This window comes from Myxococcus qinghaiensis, assembly GCF_024198215.1.
GTDB classification, from domain to species: domain Bacteria; phylum Myxococcota; class Myxococcia; order Myxococcales; family Myxococcaceae; genus Myxococcus; species Myxococcus qinghaiensis.
Window position 1 is genome coordinate 46,779 of record NZ_JAKCFA010000011.1, and the last position, 21,419, is coordinate 68,197.

The 21,419-nt window shown below is 70.0% G+C and carries 7 protein-coding genes; all 7 read left to right on the forward strand.

Going from position 1 to position 21,419, the window contains the following annotated elements; translation table 11 throughout:
* The gene (locus LZ199_RS21705; RefSeq protein WP_253995649.1) at nucleotides 1-1,146 is read left to right on the forward strand and encodes an acyl-CoA dehydrogenase family protein; all 1,146 of its coding nucleotides are present in this window, start codon (nucleotides 1-3) and stop codon (nucleotides 1,144-1,146) included.
* Between the two features lie 15 nt (nucleotides 1,147-1,161).
* Nucleotides 1,162-2,736, forward strand: a complete 1,575-nt coding sequence (locus tag LZ199_RS21710) for an amino acid adenylation domain-containing protein (RefSeq protein ID WP_253995650.1) — start codon at nucleotides 1,162-1,164, stop codon at nucleotides 2,734-2,736.
* An 82-nt stretch (nucleotides 2,737-2,818) separates the two neighbouring features.
* The gene (locus tag LZ199_RS21715; RefSeq protein WP_253995651.1) at nucleotides 2,819-3,118 is read left to right on the forward strand and encodes an acyl carrier protein; all 300 of its coding nucleotides are present in this window, start codon (nucleotides 2,819-2,821) and stop codon (nucleotides 3,116-3,118) included.
* Nucleotides 3,118-4,947, forward strand: coding sequence for a condensation domain-containing protein (locus LZ199_RS21720; RefSeq protein ID WP_253995652.1), 1,830 nt, complete (start codon nucleotides 3,118-3,120; stop codon nucleotides 4,945-4,947). Before LZ199_RS21715 ends, LZ199_RS21720 begins: the two co-directional genes overlap by 1 nt.
* A 30-nt stretch (nucleotides 4,948-4,977) precedes the next feature.
* Nucleotides 4,978-6,141 carry an MDR/zinc-dependent alcohol dehydrogenase-like family protein gene (locus tag LZ199_RS21725; protein WP_253995653.1) on the forward strand — a complete coding sequence of 388 codons (1,164 nt, stop codon included), beginning with the start codon at nucleotides 4,978-4,980 and terminating at the stop codon, nucleotides 6,139-6,141.
* A complete protein-coding gene (locus tag LZ199_RS21730; protein WP_253995654.1) occupies nucleotides 6,138-14,963 on the forward strand; it encodes a non-ribosomal peptide synthetase/type I polyketide synthase in 8,826 nt (2,941 codons plus the stop codon). Before LZ199_RS21725 ends, LZ199_RS21730 begins: the two co-directional genes overlap by 4 nt.
* Nucleotides 14,964-21,416 (forward strand): type I polyketide synthase, encoded by a 6,453-nt coding sequence (locus LZ199_RS21735; protein WP_253995655.1) that lies wholly within the window; start codon nucleotides 14,964-14,966, stop codon nucleotides 21,414-21,416.
* Nucleotides 21,417-21,419 lie beyond the last annotated feature (3 nt).

Consider the following 21,419-nt stretch of genomic DNA (forward strand, 5'->3'; position numbering starts at 1 on the left):
ATGGACTTCGCGTGGACTCCCGACGAGCGCCGGATGAAGGCCGCGGCCATCGCCTTCGGCCGTGAGCGGCTCGCCTTCGACGTCGTCTCCCTCGACGCCCAGGCCACCTTCAACCGCGAGGGGTGGCACCGGCTGGCCAGCTTCGGCGCGACGGGCTTCCCCATTCCCCGCCGCTATGGAGGCGCGGAGCACCCGGTCCCCATCACCGCCCAGGCGCTGGAAGGACTGGGGTACGGCTGCGCGGACAACGGGCTGCTCTTCGCGCTCGGCGCCCACCTGTGGGCCTGCGCGCTCCCCATCCTGCTCTTCGGCACGGAGGCGCAGAAGGAGCGCTACCTGCCGGCGCTCGCGTGCGGAGAGCTGCTCGGCGGCCACGCCATGACGGAGCCGGAGGCGGGCTCGGATGTCGCCGCCCTGCAGACGACCGCCACGCGCAAGGGCGCCGCCTACGTCCTCCAGGGCCGCAAGGTCTTCGTCACCAACGGCCCGGTGGCGGACCTGCTGCTCATCTTCGCCACCGTGGACACCTCCCGGGGGCGCGAGGGCCTGACGGCCTTCCTCGTGGAGAAGGGGCAGCCCGGGCTCCACGTGGAGCGCACCGTCCCGAAGATGGGCCTGCGCACGGCGAGCATGGGCGAGCTGCGGCTCGACGACTGCGAGGTCCCCGCGACCCATCGCCTGGGTGAGGAGGGCGGAGGGCTGCCCCTCTTCTCGCAGATGATGGAGTACGAGCGCGGCCTCATCCTCGCCCCCGCGCTGGGGGCCATGGAGCGCACGCTGGAGCGCTGCATCCGCCGCGCGCGCGAGCGCCAGCAGTTCGGCAAGCCCATCGGTGGCTTCCAGGCCATCTCCCACAAGCTGGTGGAGATGAAGCTGCGGCTGGAGACCGCGCGGGGCCTGCTGTACCGCTTCGCGTGGCTCAAGCAGCAGGGCCGCTCGGCGATGTTCGAGGCCTCGCTCGTCAAGCTCCACGTCAGCGAGTCCTGGGTCCAGACGAGCCTGGACGCGGTGCAGCTCCACGGCGGGCTCGGCTACCTCACCGAGACGGAGCTGGAGCGAGAAGTCCGTGACGCATTGGGGAGCCGGATTTTCTCCGGCACCTCGGAGCTCCAGCGAGAGCTCGTGGCCCGCTCCATGGGCCTCTGACGGAGAAACACATCCATGTTGTTCCAGTATCTTGAAGACAGCGCCAGGGCCGCCCCTGCTCGCCTCGCCGTCATCGACGCGGAGCGGAACCTCTCCTATGGAGAGCTCGACGCGGCGTCGAATCAGGTGGCCCGCGCGCTGCGTGAGCAGGGCATCGGCCGGGGCGACCGCGTGGGCCTGCACCTGGACAAGTCCTTGGAGGCGGTGGTCGGCCTGTTCGGCATCCTGAAGGCCGGCGCCGCGTACGTCCCCATGGACCCGGCCTCCCCCGAGTGGCGCGTGAAGTTCATCGCCTGCGACTGCGCGCTCTCCGCCATCCTCACCACCCCCTCCTGGCACGCCGCCCTGCGAGACGTGGAGAGCCTGCGCTGCATCATCCTGGTGGAAGCGCGTCCGGCGAACACGCTCCGCCCTCCACCCGGGCAGGGCGGCCCGGTGACGCTCACGTGGGCCAACGTGCGCGCCGGGTCCAGCGCCCCCCTGGAGCCGCTCGCGGAGTCCTCGCCCGAGGACCTGGCCTACATCCTCTACACCTCCGGCTCCACGGGACAGCCCAAGGGGGTCATGCTCAGCCACCGCGCCGCTCACGCCTTCGTCGACTGGGCGGCCAGCATCGCGCGGGTGCGGGCCGCGGACCGCGTCTCCAGTCACGCGCCCTTCCACTTCGACCTGTCCGTCTTCGACCTCTTCGCCACGGCGAAGTGCGCGGCGACGCTCGTGCTCATCCCCGCCTCGCTGTCCGTCTTCCCTCGCGAGCTGGCGGACTTCATCGCGGACCGGCACATCTCCATCTGGTACTCGGTCCCCTCGGCCCTCACCCAGCTCGTGGCCCGAGGCGAGCTGACGCGGCACGCGTTCCCCAACCTGCGCACCGTGCTCTTCGCCGGCGAGGTCTTCCCCCTCAAGTACCTGCGCCAGCTCGTCCTCACCCTGCCGAGGCCCCGCTACCTCAACCTCTACGGCCCCACCGAGACGAACGTCAGCACGTTCCACGTCGTCACACCCGCGGACCTCGCGCGCTCCGCGCCGCTGCCCATCGGCCAGGTCTGCTGCGGTGACGAGGTCTTCGTCGTGCGCGATGACGGCGGCCTCGCGGGAGACGGCGAGGAGGGCGAGCTGTGCGTGGCGGGCCCCACCCTGATGAGTGGCTACTGGGGCATGGAGGAGCGCACGCGGCAGGTGCTCGGCCCCATTCCGGGCCATCCCCTCGCCTACCGCACCGGGGACCGCGTCATCCGGGAGCGCGGGGGCAACCTGTGCTTCCTGGGCCGACGGGATGACCTGGTCAAGGTCCGAGGCCATCGCATCGAGCTGAGCGCCGTGGAGGAGGTGCTGCTGCGCCATCCGGATGTCGAGGAGAGCGCGGCGCTGACCCTCCCTGACGAGCTCACGGGCAACGAGCTGCGCGCCTTCGTCGTGCTCCGCGACAACGCGAGCACCAGCCCCCATGACTTGCGACAGCACTGCGCGAACTACCTTCCCCGCTACATGATTCCCGCGCGCATCGACGCCTGCGACGCCCTGCCGAAGACGACGACAGGGAAGAAAGACAGGGTCCGGCTCCAGGAGCACGCGCGACAGCGCGTGTGAGCCACCTCACGAAGACAGTGTTTGCCCCATCGGGTCATCGACCCGAGGGACCTCGTATTCCCTGAAGCCGGAGTGAGCATCCGTGAACCAGACAGTGGCGAGCTACACCGAGGAGCAGGTCGCGCGAATCATCCGCGACCACATCGACCAGGAGTTCCTCTTCCGGAGCAAGGACTCCGGCCTGGCCGATGACGACAGCCTCATCGCGCGCGGAGTCATCGACTCGATGGGCATCTTCCGCCTCGTCAACTTCCTCGAGCAGCGGTTCGAAATCGCCGTCAGCCCGCCTGACATCGTGATGGAGAACTTCCGCAGCCTCCAGGCCATCCGGGCGTTCACCGTCAACCGGCTGCGCGGCCGTGACGGCCAGGAGTCCGACTGATGCACCCGGACATCTGGAGGGCCTTCCAGCGGCTGCGCACGCTGCGCTCGGAAGCACCCCCGCTGGTGCCGCGCGAGCACGTGGAGGACCCGCCCGCCTCCCTTCAGCAGGAGCGCCTCTGGTACCTGGACCAGGCGAGTCCGGGCGGCTCCGCGTACCACCTGCCCGTGGCCTTCCGGCTCTCGGGCCCGCTGGACTGGCGCGCGCTGCGCCTCTCCCTGGAGGCCCTGGAGCACCGTCACGAGTCCCTGCGGACCACGTTCGAGTCCAGCCGGGGCAAGGTCGTCCAGCGCGTCCGCCCGCCCGGCGCCTTCGTGCTCCCCACCATCAGCCTGCGCGACGAGGCACAGCGACCCGAGCAGCAGGAGGCCCGGCTGCGCGAGGCGCTGCACCGGGAAGCCTGGCGCCCGTTCGACCTCCAGCGGGGCGCGCTCTTCCGCGCGACGCTGTTCGTCCTCGGCGCGCGGGAGAGCGTCCTCCTGCTCAACTTCCACCACATCATCTACGACGGTTGGTCCCAGGACGTCCTCTTCCGGGACCTCTCGGAGCTGTACACGCTCTTTCACGAAGGGGGCCGCTCGCGCCTCACGGAGCTGGACGTGCGTTGCACGGACCATGCGCTCTGGCAGCACAAGTGGCTCCAGGGCAGTGCCCGCGCGGAGCTCCAGGCGTACTGGCGGGAGCACCTGAAGGAGCGGCTGCAAGGCCCTCGTCTCGCCTCGCGAGCCCGGGCGGGGAATGTGGCCACGCAGGGCCCGCGTGAGCTGGGGCGACTGCCCATCACGTTCTCTCCGGAGCTCTCCAACGCCATCGTCCGGTTCACCCGGGAGGCAGGCGTCACCGTCTACATGGTGTTGCTCGCCGCGTTCCACGTCCTGCTGCACCGCCACTCCGGTGGGCAGGAGCAGCACTTCGTGTGCAGCCCCATCGCCAACCGTCCTCAGGTGGAGACCGAGCGCCTCATCGGCTACTTCGTCAACCTGCTGGTGTTGCCTGCGGACCTGCGGGGCGACCCGAGCTTCCAGCAACTGCTGGAGCAGGTGCGCGGAGTCGTCGCGGGCGCGCTGGCGCACCAGGACCTCCCCGTGCAACTCCTCGAAGGAGTCGACCTGGGCGGCGAGCCCCTCTCCCAGGCGCTCTTCGCCTTCGAGAACACACCGCGCTACCCACTCCAGCTCACGCAGCTCGACATCACGCCCGTCGAGCTCGAGGGCGGCACCTGTGACTTCGACCTGTTCCTCGCGCTTCACGAGGAGCAGGGCGTCATCTCGGGCACGCTCAAGTTCTCCCGCCAGCGCTTCGACGCGGACGAGGCGGGGAGGCTGCTTCGCGACTTCGAGGCCCTCCTGGGACAGGCGGTCTCCGCACCGGGCCAGGCGCTCTCCGCCTTCCTCCCCGACGTCGTCGTCCCACGAGCCCCCCCGTCACCCAGGCCCGTCACCCCGGAGCCCGCGCGTGCTCCTTCGGTGGGTCCCCTGGTCACTTCCACGGAAGTGCTCGCGGCGATGGGGACCGCCAGGCCGGAGCAGCGTCGAGCGCTGATGCGGGACTACCTTCGGAGCACCATCATCCGCGTCGCGCTCAGGGGACAGACGCCGGACGTTCCCTTCCAGTCGCTCCAGGAGCTGGCGCTCGACTCGCTCCGACTCATCGAGCTGACTGGACGCATCCGCACCGAGCTGTCCATCGACATGCCCGTCTCCCACTTCTTCGAGGCGACGAGCGTGGAAGGGCTCGCGGACGAGCTGCTCACGCGGTGGCTGCGCACGCAGGTGTCGGAAGCCCGGGCCGCTCCGACGGGTGTTCGCCGGGAGCTTCTCACGCTGTAGCCGCGCCATGCGCACAGGGGATTCTCGAACATGAGCTATCAAGCCGATGCCTGGGTCATTCGCGCGGGCAACACAGGTGAGCCACGCCGCGCCCGACTGACGCGCACCCGCGTCACCGTCGACGCCATCCAAGACGACGAGGTCCTCGCGGCGCCGCTCTACGGCTGCTGGGAGGGCAACAACGAGCACGCGCTCGAACGACAGCCCATCGACATCTGCAAGGTGCGCCAGGAGCAGCAGGTCGTCCTCGGCAACGCGGGCGTCGTCCGGGTGCTCGAGACGGGAAAGGGCGTCACCCAGGTCCAGGGCGGGCAGCTCGCGATGATGTTCCCGAGCGGCGAGACGGACCCCTACGGCTACACCGTGAAGGCCCTCGGTTACGAGGCGCCTGGACAGATGGGCTGCATGGCCACGCTGATGAAGCTCAAGGGCCGGCAGGTCATCCCCATTCCGGAGAACACGAAGTACTCGCTGGCGCAGTGGGCCGCCTTCAGCGTCCGCTATGTCACCGCGTGGGCGAACTGGCGCGTCGCCTCCGCCGTCTTCCGACTCCAGGTGACGGAGGCGGAGTGCCCGTCACCCCATGTCTGGGGTTGGGGGGGAGGAACGACGCTCGCGGAGCTGGCGCTCGCCAGACTCCAGGGCTGCCGCGTGGTCATGCTCTCCGGTGCGCACCGGCACCTGGAGGAGATTCGAGGCGCGGGCCTGGAAGCGCTCGACCGGCGCTCCTTCGCCGGCTTGAGCTACGAGCCGGAGCGTTGGGACTCGGATGCGCTGTACCGCGAGCGCTATCAGGCCGCGGAAGCGGGGTTCCTCGCGGAGGTCTCCCGTCGCACCGACGGAGAGCTGGTCCACCTGTTCCTCGACTACATCGGCACGCCCGTCTACCGGGCCACCCTCAAGGCCCTGGCCCGCCAGGGCGTGATTGCCACCGCCGGCTGGAAGGAAGGCATGTCCGTCTCCCTCCTCCGGGCGCGCGAGTGCATCACCCGGCACCAGCACATCCACACCCACTACGCGCGGTATCAGGAGGGCGTGGACGCGGTGGCCTTCGGAGAGGCCCACGGCTGGATGCCCGACGTCGGTCGGCGCATCCACACCTTCGACGAGCTGCCCGCGCTGGCGGACGCGTACCACGCCGGTGACACCAACTACTTCCCCTGCTTCAGCATCAACGAGGAGGGGAAGAAGTGAGTGGAGACAGCGGGGTGACGGAGCTGCTCACGCGCCTGTTCGACCTGGGGATTCGGCTCTGGGTGGAGGGCGGCAAGCTCGCGGTGGATGCACCGGAAGGCGCGCTCACCGCCGAGCTGCGCACGGAGCTCTCCGCACACAAGGCGGCGCTCATCGCGCTGCTCGACGACAGCATGGGGGACGCCCGCGCCGCGGAGCTGCCCGCGCTCGTCTGCCGCCCCGAGGAGCGAGACGAGCCCTTCCCCCTCACGGACATCCAGCAGGCCTACTGGGTCGGCCGGGGTGGCGACCTGGAGCTGGGCGCGGCCATCCACGTCTATGTCGAGATTGACAGCGAGACGCTGGACCCCGCGCGCTTCGGCGCGGCCTGGCGACGTCTCATCCAACGCCACGAGATGCTCCGCGCAGTCGCCCTGCCCGACGGCACGCAGCGCATCCTTCGGGAAGTCCCCGCGTACGAAGTGGTCGTCGAGGACTACCGCGCCCTGTCACCCGAGGAGCGACAGCGACGCCTGGACGCCCACCGCGAGCGGCTGGCGCAGCAAATCCTGCCGCTCGACACGTGGCCGCTGTTCGAGCTCCGCGCGGTGCGCTTGGAGGAAGGCCACCGGCTCTACTTCAGCATCGACTGCACCTTCGTGGACTCGTGGAGCGTGCAGGTCCTCTTCCGGGAGCTCATCCAGCTCTACAACGACTCGGACGCGACGCTGGACCCGAAGGAGCATGGCCAGTCGTTCCGCGACTACGTCCTGGCCACCCGCGCCCTCCAGGAGACCGAGCTGTACCGGCGCTCGCTGGAGTACTGGCGTGGACGGATTGCCACGCTGCCCCCGGCGCCAGACCTGCCCAGGGTCACCCCCATGGGCGTGCCCCGCCGCCCGCACTTCGTGCGCCGTGAAGCCCGCATCGAGCGAGCGCGTTGGGCTCGCCTGGTGGAGCGGGCACGCGACCTCCAGCTCACACCCACGGGGCTGCTGCTCGCCTGCTACGCGGAGGTCATCGCCCACTTCAGCAAGAGCCCGCACTTCACGCTCAACGTGCCGCTCTACAACCGTCTCCCCCTGCATGAGGACGTGGGGAAGATGGTGGGGACCTTCTCCTCGTTCCTGCTCGTCGAGGTGGACCACCGCGCGGGCGGCACGTTCCAGCAGCGAGCGCGCGCGCTCCAGGAGCAGCTCTTCAAGGACCTGGAGCACCGCTACATCGGCGGCGTCGAGATTCTCCGGCAGATGTTCCGCGAGCGCGGGAAGATCAGCGGCGCGCTGATGCCCGTGGTGCTCACCAGCTTCGCCAGCGGCGTGGAGGGCTGGGACTCCTGCTGGGTGGACCACCTGGGCCGCGCGTTCGGCCGCGTCGTCCACTCCGTCACGCAGACGCCGCAGGTGTGGATTGACCACCAGCTCGTCTTCCAGGACGGCGGCGTATTCTACAACTGGGATGCCGCGGACGAGTTGTTCGCCCCGGGCCTCCTCGACGCGATGTTCGCGTCGTACCAGCAGCTCATCGACCGGCTGGTGGACGAGCCCGACGTCGTCCATGAGAAGCCCCTGCGCCTGTCCGAGCCCCAGGTTGCCTCGGGGCCTCGGCTTGAAGGCGCGCGCTCCGAGCGCCTGCTGCACTCACGCTTCGTGGAGCAGGCGACCGCGCGGCCCGACCGGACCGCTGTCATCGCGCCGGGACGCACGCTGAGCTACGGCGAGCTGCTGCGCAGGAGCACCGCGCTCGCTCAAGTGCTCACGCAGGCGGGAGCGCGGAAGAACCACCCCGTGGCCGTGGTGATGGAGAAGGGCTGGGAGCAGGTGGTGGCCACCCTCGCCTGCTCCCTGGCTGGGGCACCCTATCTCCCCATCGACTCGGGCGTTCCCGGAGAGCGGCTCAAGCAACTCCTGGAGGACAGCGCGTGTGAGCACGTCGTCACCCAGCCCTGGCTGGAGCCTCGCCTCGAATGGCCTTTCGCTCCACGCCGCTTCACGGTGGAGTCCGTGGAGCCCGCCTCGGCTCCACCGCGGCCGGAGCTCCCGGCGCAGGGCGCGGATGACCTCGCGGTCATCATCTACACGTCCGGCTCCACGGGGCGCCCCGGGGGCGTGATGCTCGCGCACCGAGGACTCGTTCACGCGCTCGACGAGACACTGCGCGAGTTCTCCATCGGTCCGGAGGACCGCGTCCTGGCGCTGACGGCCCTGCACCACGACATGTCGATGTTCGACGTGTTCGGGATGTTGTCGGCCGGTGGCGCCATCGTCTTCTGCGAGGCCGCCGCGCGAAAGGAGCCCGCGCGTTGGGCCGAGCTGCTGCGCACGGAGCGCATCACCCTCTGGAACTCCGTGCCTGGGATGATGGAGATGCTCCTGGCCCACGCCAGCGGGCGCCCGGAGCCGCTCGCCCCTTCGCTGCGGCTCGCCTTCCTGGGCGGCGATTGGATTCCTCTCGACCTGCCGGACCGGCTCCGCGCGCTCGTGCCGACGGCTCAACCTGTCAGCGTGGGCGGCCCGACGGAGACGAGCCTCTGGAACATCTGGTTCCCCATCGGGAAGGTGGACCCGAGTTGGAAGAGCATCCCCTACGGCCGCCCCATCGCGGACACCCGCTACCACGTCATGGACGAGTCGCTGCGGGAGCGCCCCCTGTGGGTCCCTGGCGAGCTGTGCTGCGCGGGCGTCGGCGTGGCGAAGGGCTACTGGCGCAACGAGGCGCGCACGCGGGAGCGCTTCGTCACGCACCCCGTGACGAGCGAGCGGCTGTATCGCACGGGTGACCTGGGACGCCTGCTGCCGGATGGCACCGTCGAGATTCTCGGCCGCGTCGACTTCCAACTCTCCATCCTCGGCCATCGCGTCGAGCCCGGTGAAATCGAGGCCGCGCTCCGACTCCATCCCGAGGTGTCCGCCGCCGTCGTGGTGGCGGATGGAGACCGTCACTCGCCGCGCCTCCTCGCCTACGTTGTGCGTCGTCCTGGCGCCACGTTGACGCAGGAGCCGCTGCGGCGCTTCCTCGGCGAGCGACTCGCGGACCACATGGTCCCCTCCCTCGTGGTGTTCCTGGAGCAGCTCCCACTCGGCCCCACGGGCAAGGTGGACCGCGCCGCACTGCCCAGACCGGAGGTACAGCAGCGCCTCACGGAGTCGCGCGCCAGCGACAGCGCACCCACGCACGAGGCCGAGGCCGCGCTGGCCGCCATCGTCCGGGACGTGCTCCAGCTGCCGAACGTGGAGCGGAGAAAGAACTTCTTCGAGCTGGGTGCCAACTCCGTCCACCTGGTCCGCATCAACGCCCGCATCCGGCAGGAGCTGGGCGCGGACATCCCCACCGTGGAGCTGTTCCAGAACGCGAACCTCGCCGCGCTGGCCGCGCACCTGGGACGGGTGCGAAACGGGGACACCGGAGGCCCCTCCGCGCGAGTGAGCCAGACCCGCGCCGACACGCTGGAGCGAAGCCCCATCGCCATCATCGGCATGAGTGCCCGGCTCCCGGGCGCGCCGGACGTGGAGACGTACTGGAAGAACCTGGTCGAAGGCGTCGAGTCGGTGCGCTTCTTCACCGACGAGGAGCTGCGAGCGCAGGGACTCTCCCGGGAGATGATTGGCAATCCGCACTACGTGAAGGCAGGCGCCGTCCTCGACGACATCGCCGGCTTCGACGCGGAGTTCTTCGGACTCACCGCTCGCGAGGCGCTGCTCACGGATCCGCAGCAGCGGCTGTTCCTCGAATGCGCATGGGAGTCGCTGGAGCGCGCGGGCTACCGCCCGGACGCGACGGGGAAGAAGGTCGGCGTCTTCGCGGGCAAGAGCCTGAGCAACTACATCTACCCGGAGCTCGACCTCACCCAGCCCCTGCCCTACTTCCAGCGGCTGTTCGGCAACGACAAGGACTTCGTCGCCACGCAGGTCTCCTACAAGCTCAACCTCACGGGCCCCAGCATCACGCTCCAGACGGCGTGCTCGACGTCACTGGTCGCGGTGAGTCTGGCGTGCCAGGCCTTGTGGAACCGCGACTGCGAGATGGCCCTCGCGGGTGGCGTGTCCATCAAGGTGCCCCACCACCTGGGCTACCTCGCGGAGCCCGGCTCGGGGATGTTCTCTCCCGACGGCCACTGCCGTCCCTTCGACGCCCAGGCGCAAGGCATCCTCCCGGCGAGCGGCGCGGGCGTCGTGGTGCTCAAGCGGCTCGACCAGGCCCTCGCGGACGGAGACCCCATCCACGCCGTCATCCTCGGCGCGGCGGTGAACAACGACGGCGGGGACAAGGTCGGCTTCTCCGCGCCGAATCGCGATGGACAGGCGGAGGCGATTGCGCGCGCCCAGGCGATGGCGGGCGTTCCTCCGGAGACCCTCCGCTACATCGAGGCGCACGGCACGGGGACTCCGCTGGGAGACCCGATGGAGATCGCCGCGCTCACGCAGGCCTTCCGGTTGGGGACCTCGGAGAAGGGCTTCTGCGCGGTGGGCTCGGCCAAGTCCAACTTCGGCCACCTGGACACCGCCGCGGGCGTGGCGGGGCTCATCAAGGCCGCGCTGGCCGTGGAGCACGGGCTCATCCCGCCCACCCTCCACTTCGAGCACCCGAACCCCGCCATCGGCTTCGAGCAGACGCCCTTCTACGTCAACGCACGCCTCCTGCCCTGGCCGGAGGGCCCGCATCCTCGCCGCGCGGGCGTCAGCTCGTTCGGCGTGGGCGGGACGAACGCGCACGTCGTGCTTCAAGCCGCACCCCCGCGTGACAGCTCGTCAACCCGGCGGCCGGTCCACGTGCTGCCCCTCTCCGCGCGCAGCCCTCGCGCGCTCGAAGCCCTGGGGCGACGGTTCGAGAGCTTCCTCGCGAGCGCCTCGGACTCCGTGCTCGCGGACATCTGCTACACGGCGGGCCTCGTCCGTTCGCACTTCCCACATCGCCTGGCCGTCGTCGGGCGCACGGCCGAAGAGCTGCGGGAGCGCCTGCGCCGGGTCCTCGAGGGCACGCTGACGCCAGGCGTGGCCCGGGGTCAGGTCCAGTCCGAGCAACCCCCACGCGTCGCGTTCCTCTTCACCGGCCACGGCGCGCAGTACGAGGGCATGGGGCGCGCGCTCCATGACACCAGCCCCGTCTTCCGTGAGGCACTGGAGCGCATGGCGGCGCTGCTTCGAGTGGAGCTGGAGACACCGCTGCTCGCGGTGCTGTACGGGAGCGAGTCCCACCGGCTCCAGGAGCTGGCCTATGCCCAGCCCGCCATCTTCGCGGTGGAGTACGCGCTGGCGGAGCTGTGGCGCTCGTGGGGCATCGAACCGCACGCCGTCCTGGGTCACAGCCTGGGCGAGTACATCGCCGCGCTGAGCGCGGGGGTCTTCTCGCTGGAGGACGCCGTGCGACTGGTCGCGGCGCGCGGGCGGCTGATGGAGCAGCTCGCGCTGGAGGGGGAGACGCTCGTCGTGCTCGCGGATGAAGCACGCGTCCGGGAGGCGCTGGTGAAGCATGGGGGACGCCTGTCCATCGGCTCCATCAACGCGCCCCAGAACGTGGTGGTGTCCGGTGAGGCCCCCGCCGTGCGGCAGCTCACGGACGAGCTCACCGCGCAGGGCATCCAGGTCAAGAAGCTGGAGGCCACGCGCGCGGCCCACTCGCACCTGATGGACCCGATGCTTCCCGCCTTCGAGGAGGTCGCGCGGACCGTCACCTACCATGCACCCACGCGGGCCCTCATCTCGAACCTGACGGGGCGACTCGCGGGAGCGGAGGTCGCGACGCCCGAGTACTGGGTGCGCCATCTGCGTGAGCCCGTGCAGCTCGCGGAGGGGATGCGGACCCTGGCCACATTGGGGACGCAAGTGTTCCTGGAGCTCGGTCCCAAGCCGACCCTGGTCTGGATGGGACGCGAATGTCTGCCCGTGGCTCAGGCACAGTGGTTGACGAGCCTGCGCAAGGGCCACGAGGACTGGCACCAGTTGCTGGAGTGTCTGGCGACGCTCTACGCGCAGGGCGCACCGGTGAGCTGGCGGGGCTACGAGCAGGAAGAGGCCCGCAGACGCGTGGCGCTGCCCACGTACCCGTTCGAGCGACAGCGCTTCTGGTCTGAAGAAGCCGGCCCTCGGGGCACCGCGCGCCGCGAAGACACCCGGACTTCTCACCCGCTGCTGGGAGCACGCCTGTCGTCGGCGACCCTGCGTCCGGGAGAGCTGCTGTTCGAGTCGCGAGTCGGAGCCTCGTCACCCTCCTATCTGGGAGACCACCGCGCGCTCGGAACAGCCCTGCTCCCAGGAACGGCCTATCTGGAGATGGCCCTCGCGGCCGGAGCCGTGGCGCTTCCGAACCAGGCGCTCGTCGTCGAGGACCTCGCACTGGAGCAGGCCCTCGTCCTTCCGGAGCAAGGGGAGGTCACGCTCCAGACCGTGGCGCGCACCACCAGCGAGCAGGCGCTCACCGTCGAGGTCTTCCGCCGCGAGGAGCGCGAAGACGGAGAGGCCCGGTGGATACGTCTTGCCTCCGGCAAGGTGAGAGCCGCGCGGGCCGAGGATGCGGCGCCGACCCGACTCGAAGCCGCGCTCCTGCATCCCACCGACATCGAGGCCCAGCCGGGAGAGTTCCACTACACACGAGCACGCAAGCTCGGGGCGGAGTTCGGGGAGGCGTTCCGCGGACTCGTCGAGCTGTGGCGTGACGACCTGGGCGCCTGCGCGCGCATCGAAGTCCCGGAGCCGCTGCGTGACGAGTCTAGACCCCACCACGTCCATCCCGCGGTGCTCGATGCGTGCCTTCAGCTCGTCGGCGCGGTGAGACCGGAGCTCCGCGAGGGTGAGTGGCTGCTGCCCGCGAGCTTCGGCCGGGTGCGCGTCCACCGGGCCTCGCTGCCCCATCGGATGGTGAGTCGAGTCATTCCCCGCTCACCGCTCCTGGCGGACGTCTTCGTCCATGACGAGGCGGGAGACGAAGTGCTCCGCGTCGAGGGCTTCGAGCTCAAGCGCATCCGTGGCGAGGCCTTCCTCCAGGGCGCACGGCCGGGACTCGAAGACGCGCTGTATGAGCCCGCCTGGCGCGACCAGCCCCGTCCCCTCAGCGAGGTCATCCACCGGCCCTCCACCTGGCTCCTCATCGCGGACGACCAGGGACTCGCCGAGGCCCTTCGCTCACGTGTGGAGGAGGAGGGACGAGACACCTGCGTCGTCGTCCAGACGGGCCCTGACTATGAACAACAGGGGCCTCATCGCTTCCAGGTAGACCCCGCGCGGCCCGAGCACTTCACGCGGTTGCTGGAGACGCTGGCACGCGACGAGCGCCCGCTGCGTCAGGTCATTCATCTGGGGACACTCGCCACGCCGGTCGCTCCCATCCTCCGGACGGAGACGCTGGCCGAGGACGTTCGCCGGGCCTGTGGCGGCGTGCTTCATCTCGTCCAGGCGCTCGTCGCTCGGGACGCTCCGGCGCCGGTCCTCCAGCTCATCACGCGCGGGGCCCAGGAAGGCAAACCCGGAGCGGGCTCCGCGTTGTGGGGGTTGGGGCAGGTCATCGCCCTGGAGCACCCGGAGCTGCGCTGCCGCCGGATAGACCTCGCGCCGTCAGCGGGTGCCGAGGCGAGCCGCGAGCTGCTGGCGGAGCTTCGCTCCGAGAGCCAGGAGGACCAGGTCCGACTCGAAGGAGGGTCGCGACAAGTGGCCCGGCTGCGCCTCGCGGAAACCTCTGTTTCGGAGAGCGCGCTGCATCCCGAGGCCACCTACCTCATCACGGGAGGCTTCGGGCGTCTGGGTCGTCTCGTCGCGCAGTCGATGGTGGACCGGGGCGCTCGGTGCCTCGTCCTCCTGGGGCGACGGGCTCCCTCGGATGACGACACCGGACTCGCCGCGCTCCGCTCCACGGGAGCACGAGTCCTCTGCCTCGAAGCGGACGTGAGCCGCCCGGAGTGCATGCACGCGGCGATTGAAGAGGTGAACCGCCTGCTTCCGCCCCTTCGAGGCGTCGTGCACGCGGCGGGCGTGGTGCGGGACGGGCCGCTGCGGACCCTGACATGGGAGTCCTTCGCTCAGGTGCTCGCGCCCAAGGTCCAGGGGGCCTGGAACCTCCACACCGCGACACGGGGACACGCGCTCGACTTCTTCGTCCTGTTCTCCTCCGTGTCCTCCCTGCTCGGGAACGCGGGGCAGGCGAACTACGCCGCGGCGAATGCGTACCTGGATGGCCTGGCGAGACACCGACGTGCGCTCGGACTGCCGGGCCTGAGCATCGCCTGGGGCCCGTGGTCCGGAGAGGGCACCGCCGCGAGCGAGGCCTTCGCGGAGCGCCTGCGGGGACAGGGGCTCGGACTGCTCTCCCCCGTGCACGGCCTCACCGCGCTGCACCGGCTGTGGACCCACGCGCGGCCCAACATCGCCGTGGTGCCGCTCGACTGGAAGCAGCTCGCGGTGACGAGCTCGTCCCCGTTCCTCGCGGAGCTGGCGAGTCGAGTCGGCTCGTCACGAAAGAGCGGCGTCGCGCAGCAAGGCTTCCGTCAGCGACTCGAGGCCGCGCCTGCTTCGGAGCAACAGCCGCTCCTCCGAGCCCACGTGCGGGAGCAGGTGGCCGCGGTCCTGGGATTGGCACCCTCCTCGGTGGGTGTCGACCGGGGACTGTTCGACCTCGGTCTGGATTCGCTCGGCTCGCTGGAGATTCGCAACCGCCTCCAGGCGTCGCTGCCCTGCACGCTGCCATCCATCGTGGTGTTCAAGCACCCCAGCGTCGACCAGCTCTCCACGTACCTCGCCACGGAGGTGCTGCGACTCGCCTCGGCGGCGCCCCCGCCCCAGCAGGAAGCGGGCGACGAGTTGCCGCTCGATGAAGTGGTCCGCCGGCTGGAGCGAAAGCTCGAGGACATGGGCTAGATGAGCACTTCAATTCCCGGCGGCGGTCAGGAAGCCCTCCTGCGGCGCGCACTGCGCAAGCTGGAGGAAACCGAGTCCAAGCTCCGAGCCCTGGAGCGAGGGCAGCACGAACCCATCGCCATCATCGGGATGAGCTGCCGCTTCCCTGGCGGGGCCACCAGTCCCGAAGCCTTCCGCGAGCTGCTGGCCTCGGGACGAGACGCCGTGCGCGACGTGCCCCTGGAGCGATGGGATGCGGAAGCGCTCCATGACCCAGACCCGGACACCCAGGGTGCGCTGACCGCGCGCAAGGGATGCTTCATCGACCCGCCGGACCAATTCGACGCGGCCTTCTTCGGCATCAGCCCGCGCGAGGCCGCGCGGATGGACCCGCAGCAACGGCTGCTGCTCGAGGTGAGCTGGGAGGCACTGGAGCGAGCGGGCGTGGCACCCGACTCGCTGATGGGGAGTCTGACCGGGGTGATGGTCGGCGTCGCCAGCCACGACTACTTCGAGATGTCCACGAGCACGCCGGAGGCCATCGACGCGTATACCGGCTCGGGCACGGCGCTGAGCGTGGCGGCGGGGCGACTCTCCTATGTCCTCGGCCTGAGGGGGCCCGCGCTCTCGGTGGACACGGCCTGCTCATCGTCGCTGGTCGCGGTCCACCTCGCGTGTCAGTCGCTGCGGCTGGGGGAATGCAACCTGGCGCTCGCGGGCGGAGTGAGCCTGATGCTCGCGCCCATCCTCGCGATGATTGAGTCGCGCACGCGCATGCTCGCGCCGGACGGGCGCTGCAAGACGTTCGACGCGTCGGCGGATGGCGTGGTGCGAGGTGAGGGCTGTGGCGTGGTGGTGCTGGAGCGGCTCTCCGACGCACAGCGGGCGGGGCATCGCATCCTCGCGGTCATCCGAGGCTCCGCGGTCAACCAGGATGGCCGCAGCGCGGGCCTCACCGTGCCGAACGGCTCCGCGCAGGAGGCGGTCATCCGCCGAGCCCTGGAGCAGGCGGACCTCTCACCGAGACAGGTCGGCTTCGTCGAAGCGCATGGCACGGGCACCTCGCTCGGAGACCCCATCGAGGTGGAGGCCCTGGGCGCCGTGCTGTCACAGGGGCGTGCAGCGAATGGCCCCCTGTTGATTGGCTCCGTGAAGCCCCACATCGGCCACCTGGAAGCGGCGGCCGGCATCGCGGGCTTGATGAAGCTGGTGCTCTCGCTAGAGGACGGCACCCTCCCACCGCACCTCCACCTCAAGACGCCCAACCCGCGCATCGACTGGGACACCCTTGGGGTGCGCGTCGTGACGCAGCCCACGCCCTGGCCGCTCATCGATGGCCGACGCGTCGGCGGCGTCAGCTCCTTCGGCTTCTCGGGGACGAACGCCCACGTCATCGTGGAGCAGGCCCCTGTGCGAGAGGACAGGCCCGCCGCGCCCGAGCGTCCGTGGCAGCTCGTGACGCTGTCAGGAGCCTCGGCCGAGGCACTGGAAGCCCAGGTCGACCAGTACCACCGTCATCTCGCCCCCAATCCCGCGCTGCCGCTCGCGGCTGTCGCTGCCACCGCGAACGGCGGACGAACTCACTTCCGTCACCGCGCCGCGTTCATCGCCCGGAACACCGAGGAGCTGACAAGCCAGCTCCAGCGAAGGGAGTCCAGCAGCCGGGGAGTCACTCCGGACGAGCTCCCGCGCATCGCCTTTCTCTTCAGCGGGCAAGACGCCTGGTGCGTGGGAATGGGCAAGGAGCTGTTCGCGTCCGAGCCACGCTTCCGCGAAGTGCTGGAGCGCTGTGAAGCCATCCTCGTCCCGCGACTGGAGCGTCCGCTTCGCTCAGTGCTTTTCGACGAGGACGCTGGGTCCACGCTGCTGTCCCGAACCGACCACACGCAGCCCGCGCTGTTCGCGCTCCAGTACGCGCTCGTGGAGCTGTGGAAGTCCTTCGGCATCGAGCCCGCGGCGGTCATGGGCGACGGCGTTGGAGAGCTGGCCGCCGCGTGTGCCGCCGGAATCTTCACGCTGGAGGACGGGCTCACACTCGTCGCGGAGCGGGGCCGATTCATGCAGGCCCTCACGGACGAAGGGCGGATGGCCGCCAACTCCGTGCCGCGGATGAAGCCGGGGCTCCAGGACTTCGGAGACATCGTCGCGCGGCTTCGGATGAAGGAGCCTCGACTCCCCTTCATCTCCAACGTGACGGCCCGGGCCATGGGCGCGGAGGTGACTCAGCCCGACTACTGGGCCGGACACGCGCGCGGCCCGGTGATGTTCGCGGATGGAGTGCGCGCACTCCAAGCCAAGGGCTGCGACGTCTTCCTTGAGGTGGGTCCGGGTTCGACGCTGCTTGATTTGGCGAAGAGCAGCTTGCCGAACAGCGTGGGCCTGTACCTGCCCAGCCTGCGCAAGGGGACGCCGGAGTCACGCGGACTCCTGGAGACCCTGGCGGAGCTTCATGTCCGTGGCGCGCCCGTGCGGTGGGCGGGGCTCGAAACCCATGGCGCGCGAACACGCGTCACGCTGCCGACCTACCCCTTCGAGCGTCGCCGCTACTGGCTCCAGGAGAAGACGTTCCAGTTCAGGGCGAGCCGCGCCCCCGTCGCGAGCGAAGCAACGACGCCACATCCGTTGCTGGGACATCGGCTCCATTCACCGATGCAGGGGCCAGGAGACTCACACTTCGAAGCCCACCTGGGCCCCGCCTCGCCGCCCCTGCTTGGACAGCACCGCGTCTTCGGACGCGCGGTGGTCCCCGCCACGGCCTTCATCGAGTTGGCACTCGCCGCGGGACAGCGGACTCTTGGAGAAGGAGCACTCCGACTGGAGACGCTGGAAATCTCCCAGCCCCTCCTGCTCCCCGAAGAAGGCACCACCGTCGTGCACACCGTGCTCACGCCCGACGGCCTGGGGCGGCATGGAGTGCGAATCTTCAGCCGAGCCGACGGCATCTGGCGCCTCCACGTCGCATGCAAGATTCGTCGAGAAGAAGCGCGCCGTCCCGAGGCCGTTCTCATCACGCCGCCAGCGAGGGAGACCCTGCTCTCCGTCGAGTCGCACTACCAACGGACCCGTGAGCACGGCCTGGCGCTCGGACCGCTCTTCCGCTCCATCCAGTCCCTCTGGCGCACCCAGCACGGAGGGGGCGCCCATGTGGTCCTGCCAGGTGGTGCGGGACGCTACGTGTTGCACCCCGCCCTGCTGGACGCCTGTCTCCAGGCGCTGAGCGTCGGGTTCGGTGACGCGGTGGAGGGAGAAGCGTGGCTGCCCGTGGGCCTGGAGCGCCTGACGCTCCACGAGTCACCCCGAGATGCAGCCTTCTGCGAGACGCACGAGCGTCCGTCGCACGGGAAGGGACACCTTCGAGTCGACGCATGTCTCCGCGCGGAAGACGGGCGCGTGCTCGTCACTGTCGAAGGCCTGGAGCTGCGCCTCGCGCGCCGCGAGTCCTTCCTCGGAGGACAGCCCGCGTCGGACTGGCTCTACACCGTCGACTGGCCTCTCGCAGCCCAGGTGGACGCGGAAGCTGACTTCATCCCGGCACCCCAGGTCATCGGGGATGCCGTGCGCGGAGGTCTGGACACCATCGTCTCGAAGGAGGACGTCGCGCGGTACACGGCGGACCTCGGGAGACTCGAAGCCGTGAGCCTGGGTTACATCCTCGCGGCGTTCCACCGACTGGATGCGGGCTTCGTCCCCGGGCAGCGGTTCGGCACCCGAGCACTCGCGGAGCGGCTCCGAGTCGCCCCCACTCACCAACGTCTGCTCGGGAGACTGCTCGCCATCCTCTCCGAAGAAGGCTACCTGGAGCGCGCCGAGGAGGGCTGGCACGTCCTAAGGCCCCTCCCGACTACGCAAGCAGAGCGCCTGTCCCTCTCGCCAGAGGATGCGTCCTCCACCCGAGCCCAGCTCGCGATGCTGGAGCGCTGCGGGATGGAGCTGGCGGCCGTGCTGCGCGGAGAACGCGACGCGCTCGAGCTGCTCTTCCCCGACGGAAATCCGGACGCGGTGGCGGAGCTCTACCGAGACACCCCCGTCATTCGCATGATGAACACCGTGGCGCGGCAGGTGGTCATGCGCGCGCTCGCGGAGGCACCATCAGGGCGCCGCCTGCGAATCCTGGAGGTGGGCGCGGGCACGGGAGAGACGACGGCCTGGGTGTTGCCGCGACTCCCCGCCGAGCGCACCGACTATGTCTTCACGGACGTCTCCGCGTTCTTCACGGAGCGGGCGGCGGAGCGCTTCGCGGAGTTTCCCTTCGTCCGGTACGAAGTGCTGGATGTCGAGCGCACGCCCGTGAGCAAGGAGCGCTTCGATTTGGTGCTCGCCTCCAACGTGGTGCACGCGACGCGGGATGCGCGACAGACGCTGCGCAACCTTCGCGAGCTGTTGTCCCCTGGAGGCACCCTCGTCCTGCTGGAGGGAACCGTCGCGCTGCGCTGGGTGGACCTCACCTTCGGACTCACGGATGGCTGGTGGCGCTTCGAGGACACTGCCCTGCGCGCCGAGTGCCCGCTCCTCCCCGCCGCGCGCTGGTGTGAAGTGCTGGAAGCGGAAGGCTTCGCCCAAGCCGCCATCGCATCCCCGAGCGACTCGCTGCCGTCCCTGCTGGGACAACAAGCCGTCATCGTCGCGCAAACACCGCGAACGCCGAAGGAGACTCGCGCGGCCGGAGCCTGGCTCATCCTCGCGGACCGAGGGGGCGTGGGCCTGTCACTGGCCAGCCGCCTCCAGGCCCAGGGAGGTGAGTGCTTCCTCATCCACGAGGACAGTCCGGGCGAGGTCGACCCGCGGTCCTCCACCTCGCTCGCCCGATTCCAGGCCAAGGTCCCCAACGTTCGGGGAGTCATCCACCTGTGGTCGTTGGATGGAACACCCGCCACGGACCTGTCCACGCAGCAACTGCGCGAGGCCTCGAAGGTGGGGTGCGGCAGCGTCCTTCGGTGTGTCCAGGCACTCACCCAGACAGCACACGCACCGCCTCCGCCGCTGACGCTCATCACCCGGGGAGCCCAACCCGTGGGTGGCGGGGTCCCAGGCGTGGCCTGGTCGACGCTCTCGGGTCTTGCCCGCGTGATTGGCCGTGAGCATCCGGAGCTGCGCTGCCGCATCATCGACCTGGAAGACACACCGACGGCGTCCGAGCCCGAAGCCTTTCTCGAAGCCGTCCTCGACACGAGCGACGAGCAGGAGTTCGCCCTGAGAGGCGCGGAGCGCAGGGTCGCCCGCCTCGTCCGCGCAGGTCCGCTCACGCAAAGGCGCACCGTCTCCATCCGGCCTGACGCCACGTACCTCATCACGGGAGGGCTCGGAGGGCTGGGCCTGCTGACGGCGCGCTGGCTCGTGGAGCGAGGCGCGCGCCACCTCGCGCTCCTCTCGCGAAGCCCTCCAGGACGGGAAGCCCAAGCGGCCATGGCGGAGCTCACGGCGCGAGGCGCCACCGTGCTGGCCCTATCGTGCGACGTAGCGCGCGAGGAGGCGCTGTCACAAGCCCTCGCGGAAGTGGACCGGCGGTTGCCCCCCCTTCGAGGCGTCTTCCACTCCGCGGGAGTACTGGAGGACGGCGTCCTCTCCGGCTTGAGCTGGGAGCGCTTCGCCTCGGTGCTCGCGCCGAAGGTCGATGGCGCCTGGAACCTCCATCTGCACACCCGGGCGAAGGCGTTGGACCTGTTCGTCATCTACGGCTCCGCGACATCGCTGCTGGGCGCGTGGGGGCAGGCGAACCACACGGCCGCCAACACCTTCCTCGATGCGCTGGCCCACCATCGCCGCGCCCTCGGCCTGCCTTGCACCTGCATCGCCTGGGGCGCGTGGGAGGGAGTCGGCGCCGCGAACCGCGCGGAGGCGGGCGCCCGCATGGGCGAGCTGGGCATGAGCACCATCAGCCCCGAGCGAGGACTGGAGCTGCTCGAACGCATCCTCGCCTCCGAGGCCCCGCAACTGGGCGTCATGCCCATCGTCTGGACGGAGTTCGCCCGGAAGGTCGGAGCCAGTCCCTATCTCTCCCGACTGCTCGCGGAGACGAAGTCGGAGACCGGGCAGCCCGCGCAAGAGGGGCTGCTGGCCCGCCTCCAGCTCGCCTCCGTGCACGAGCGCCGGGTGATGCTGGACGAGCATGTGCGGAGCCAGCTCGCGCGCGTGCTGGGCATGAGCAGCCTGGACGCCGTCGATGGAGACCATCGGCTGTTCGACCTGGGCATGGACTCGCTCACGGCCGTCGAGCTGAAGAACCGGCTGTCCACGAGCCTGGAGCGTCCGCTGCGCTCCACGCTCGTCTTCGACTTCCCGCGCATCGACGCGCTGGTGGAGCACCTGGGGCGCGACGTCCTGGGCGTGCTTCCACCACCCGAGCCGATGGCACCGCCATCCCTTCCCCCCTCCTCGCCCCCGCTTCCCATTCCACACGCTCAGGAGGTGCAGGGCATGTCGGACCAGGAGCTGGAGGCGCTCATCACCCGTGAGTTCCAACTCGCTTCCCGTTGAGGC

What these genes read in the sequence shown, in the direction of transcription:
- LZ199_RS21710 (WP_253995650.1), top strand. Translation starts at nt 1,162, where the DNA reads ATGTTGTTCCAGTATCTTGAAGACAGCGCCAGGGCCGCCCCTGCTCGC.
- LZ199_RS21735 (WP_253995655.1), top strand. Translation starts at nt 14,964, where the DNA reads ATGAGCACTTCAATTCCCGGCGGCGGTCAGGAAGCCCTCCTGCGGCGC.
- LZ199_RS21725 (WP_253995653.1), top strand. Translation starts at nt 4,978, where the DNA reads ATGAGCTATCAAGCCGATGCCTGGGTCATTCGCGCGGGCAACACAGGT.
- LZ199_RS21705 (WP_253995649.1), top strand. Translation starts at nt 1, where the DNA reads ATGGACTTCGCGTGGACTCCCGACGAGCGCCGGATGAAGGCCGCGGCC.
- LZ199_RS21720 (WP_253995652.1), top strand. Translation starts at nt 3,118, where the DNA reads ATGCACCCGGACATCTGGAGGGCCTTCCAGCGGCTGCGCACGCTGCGC.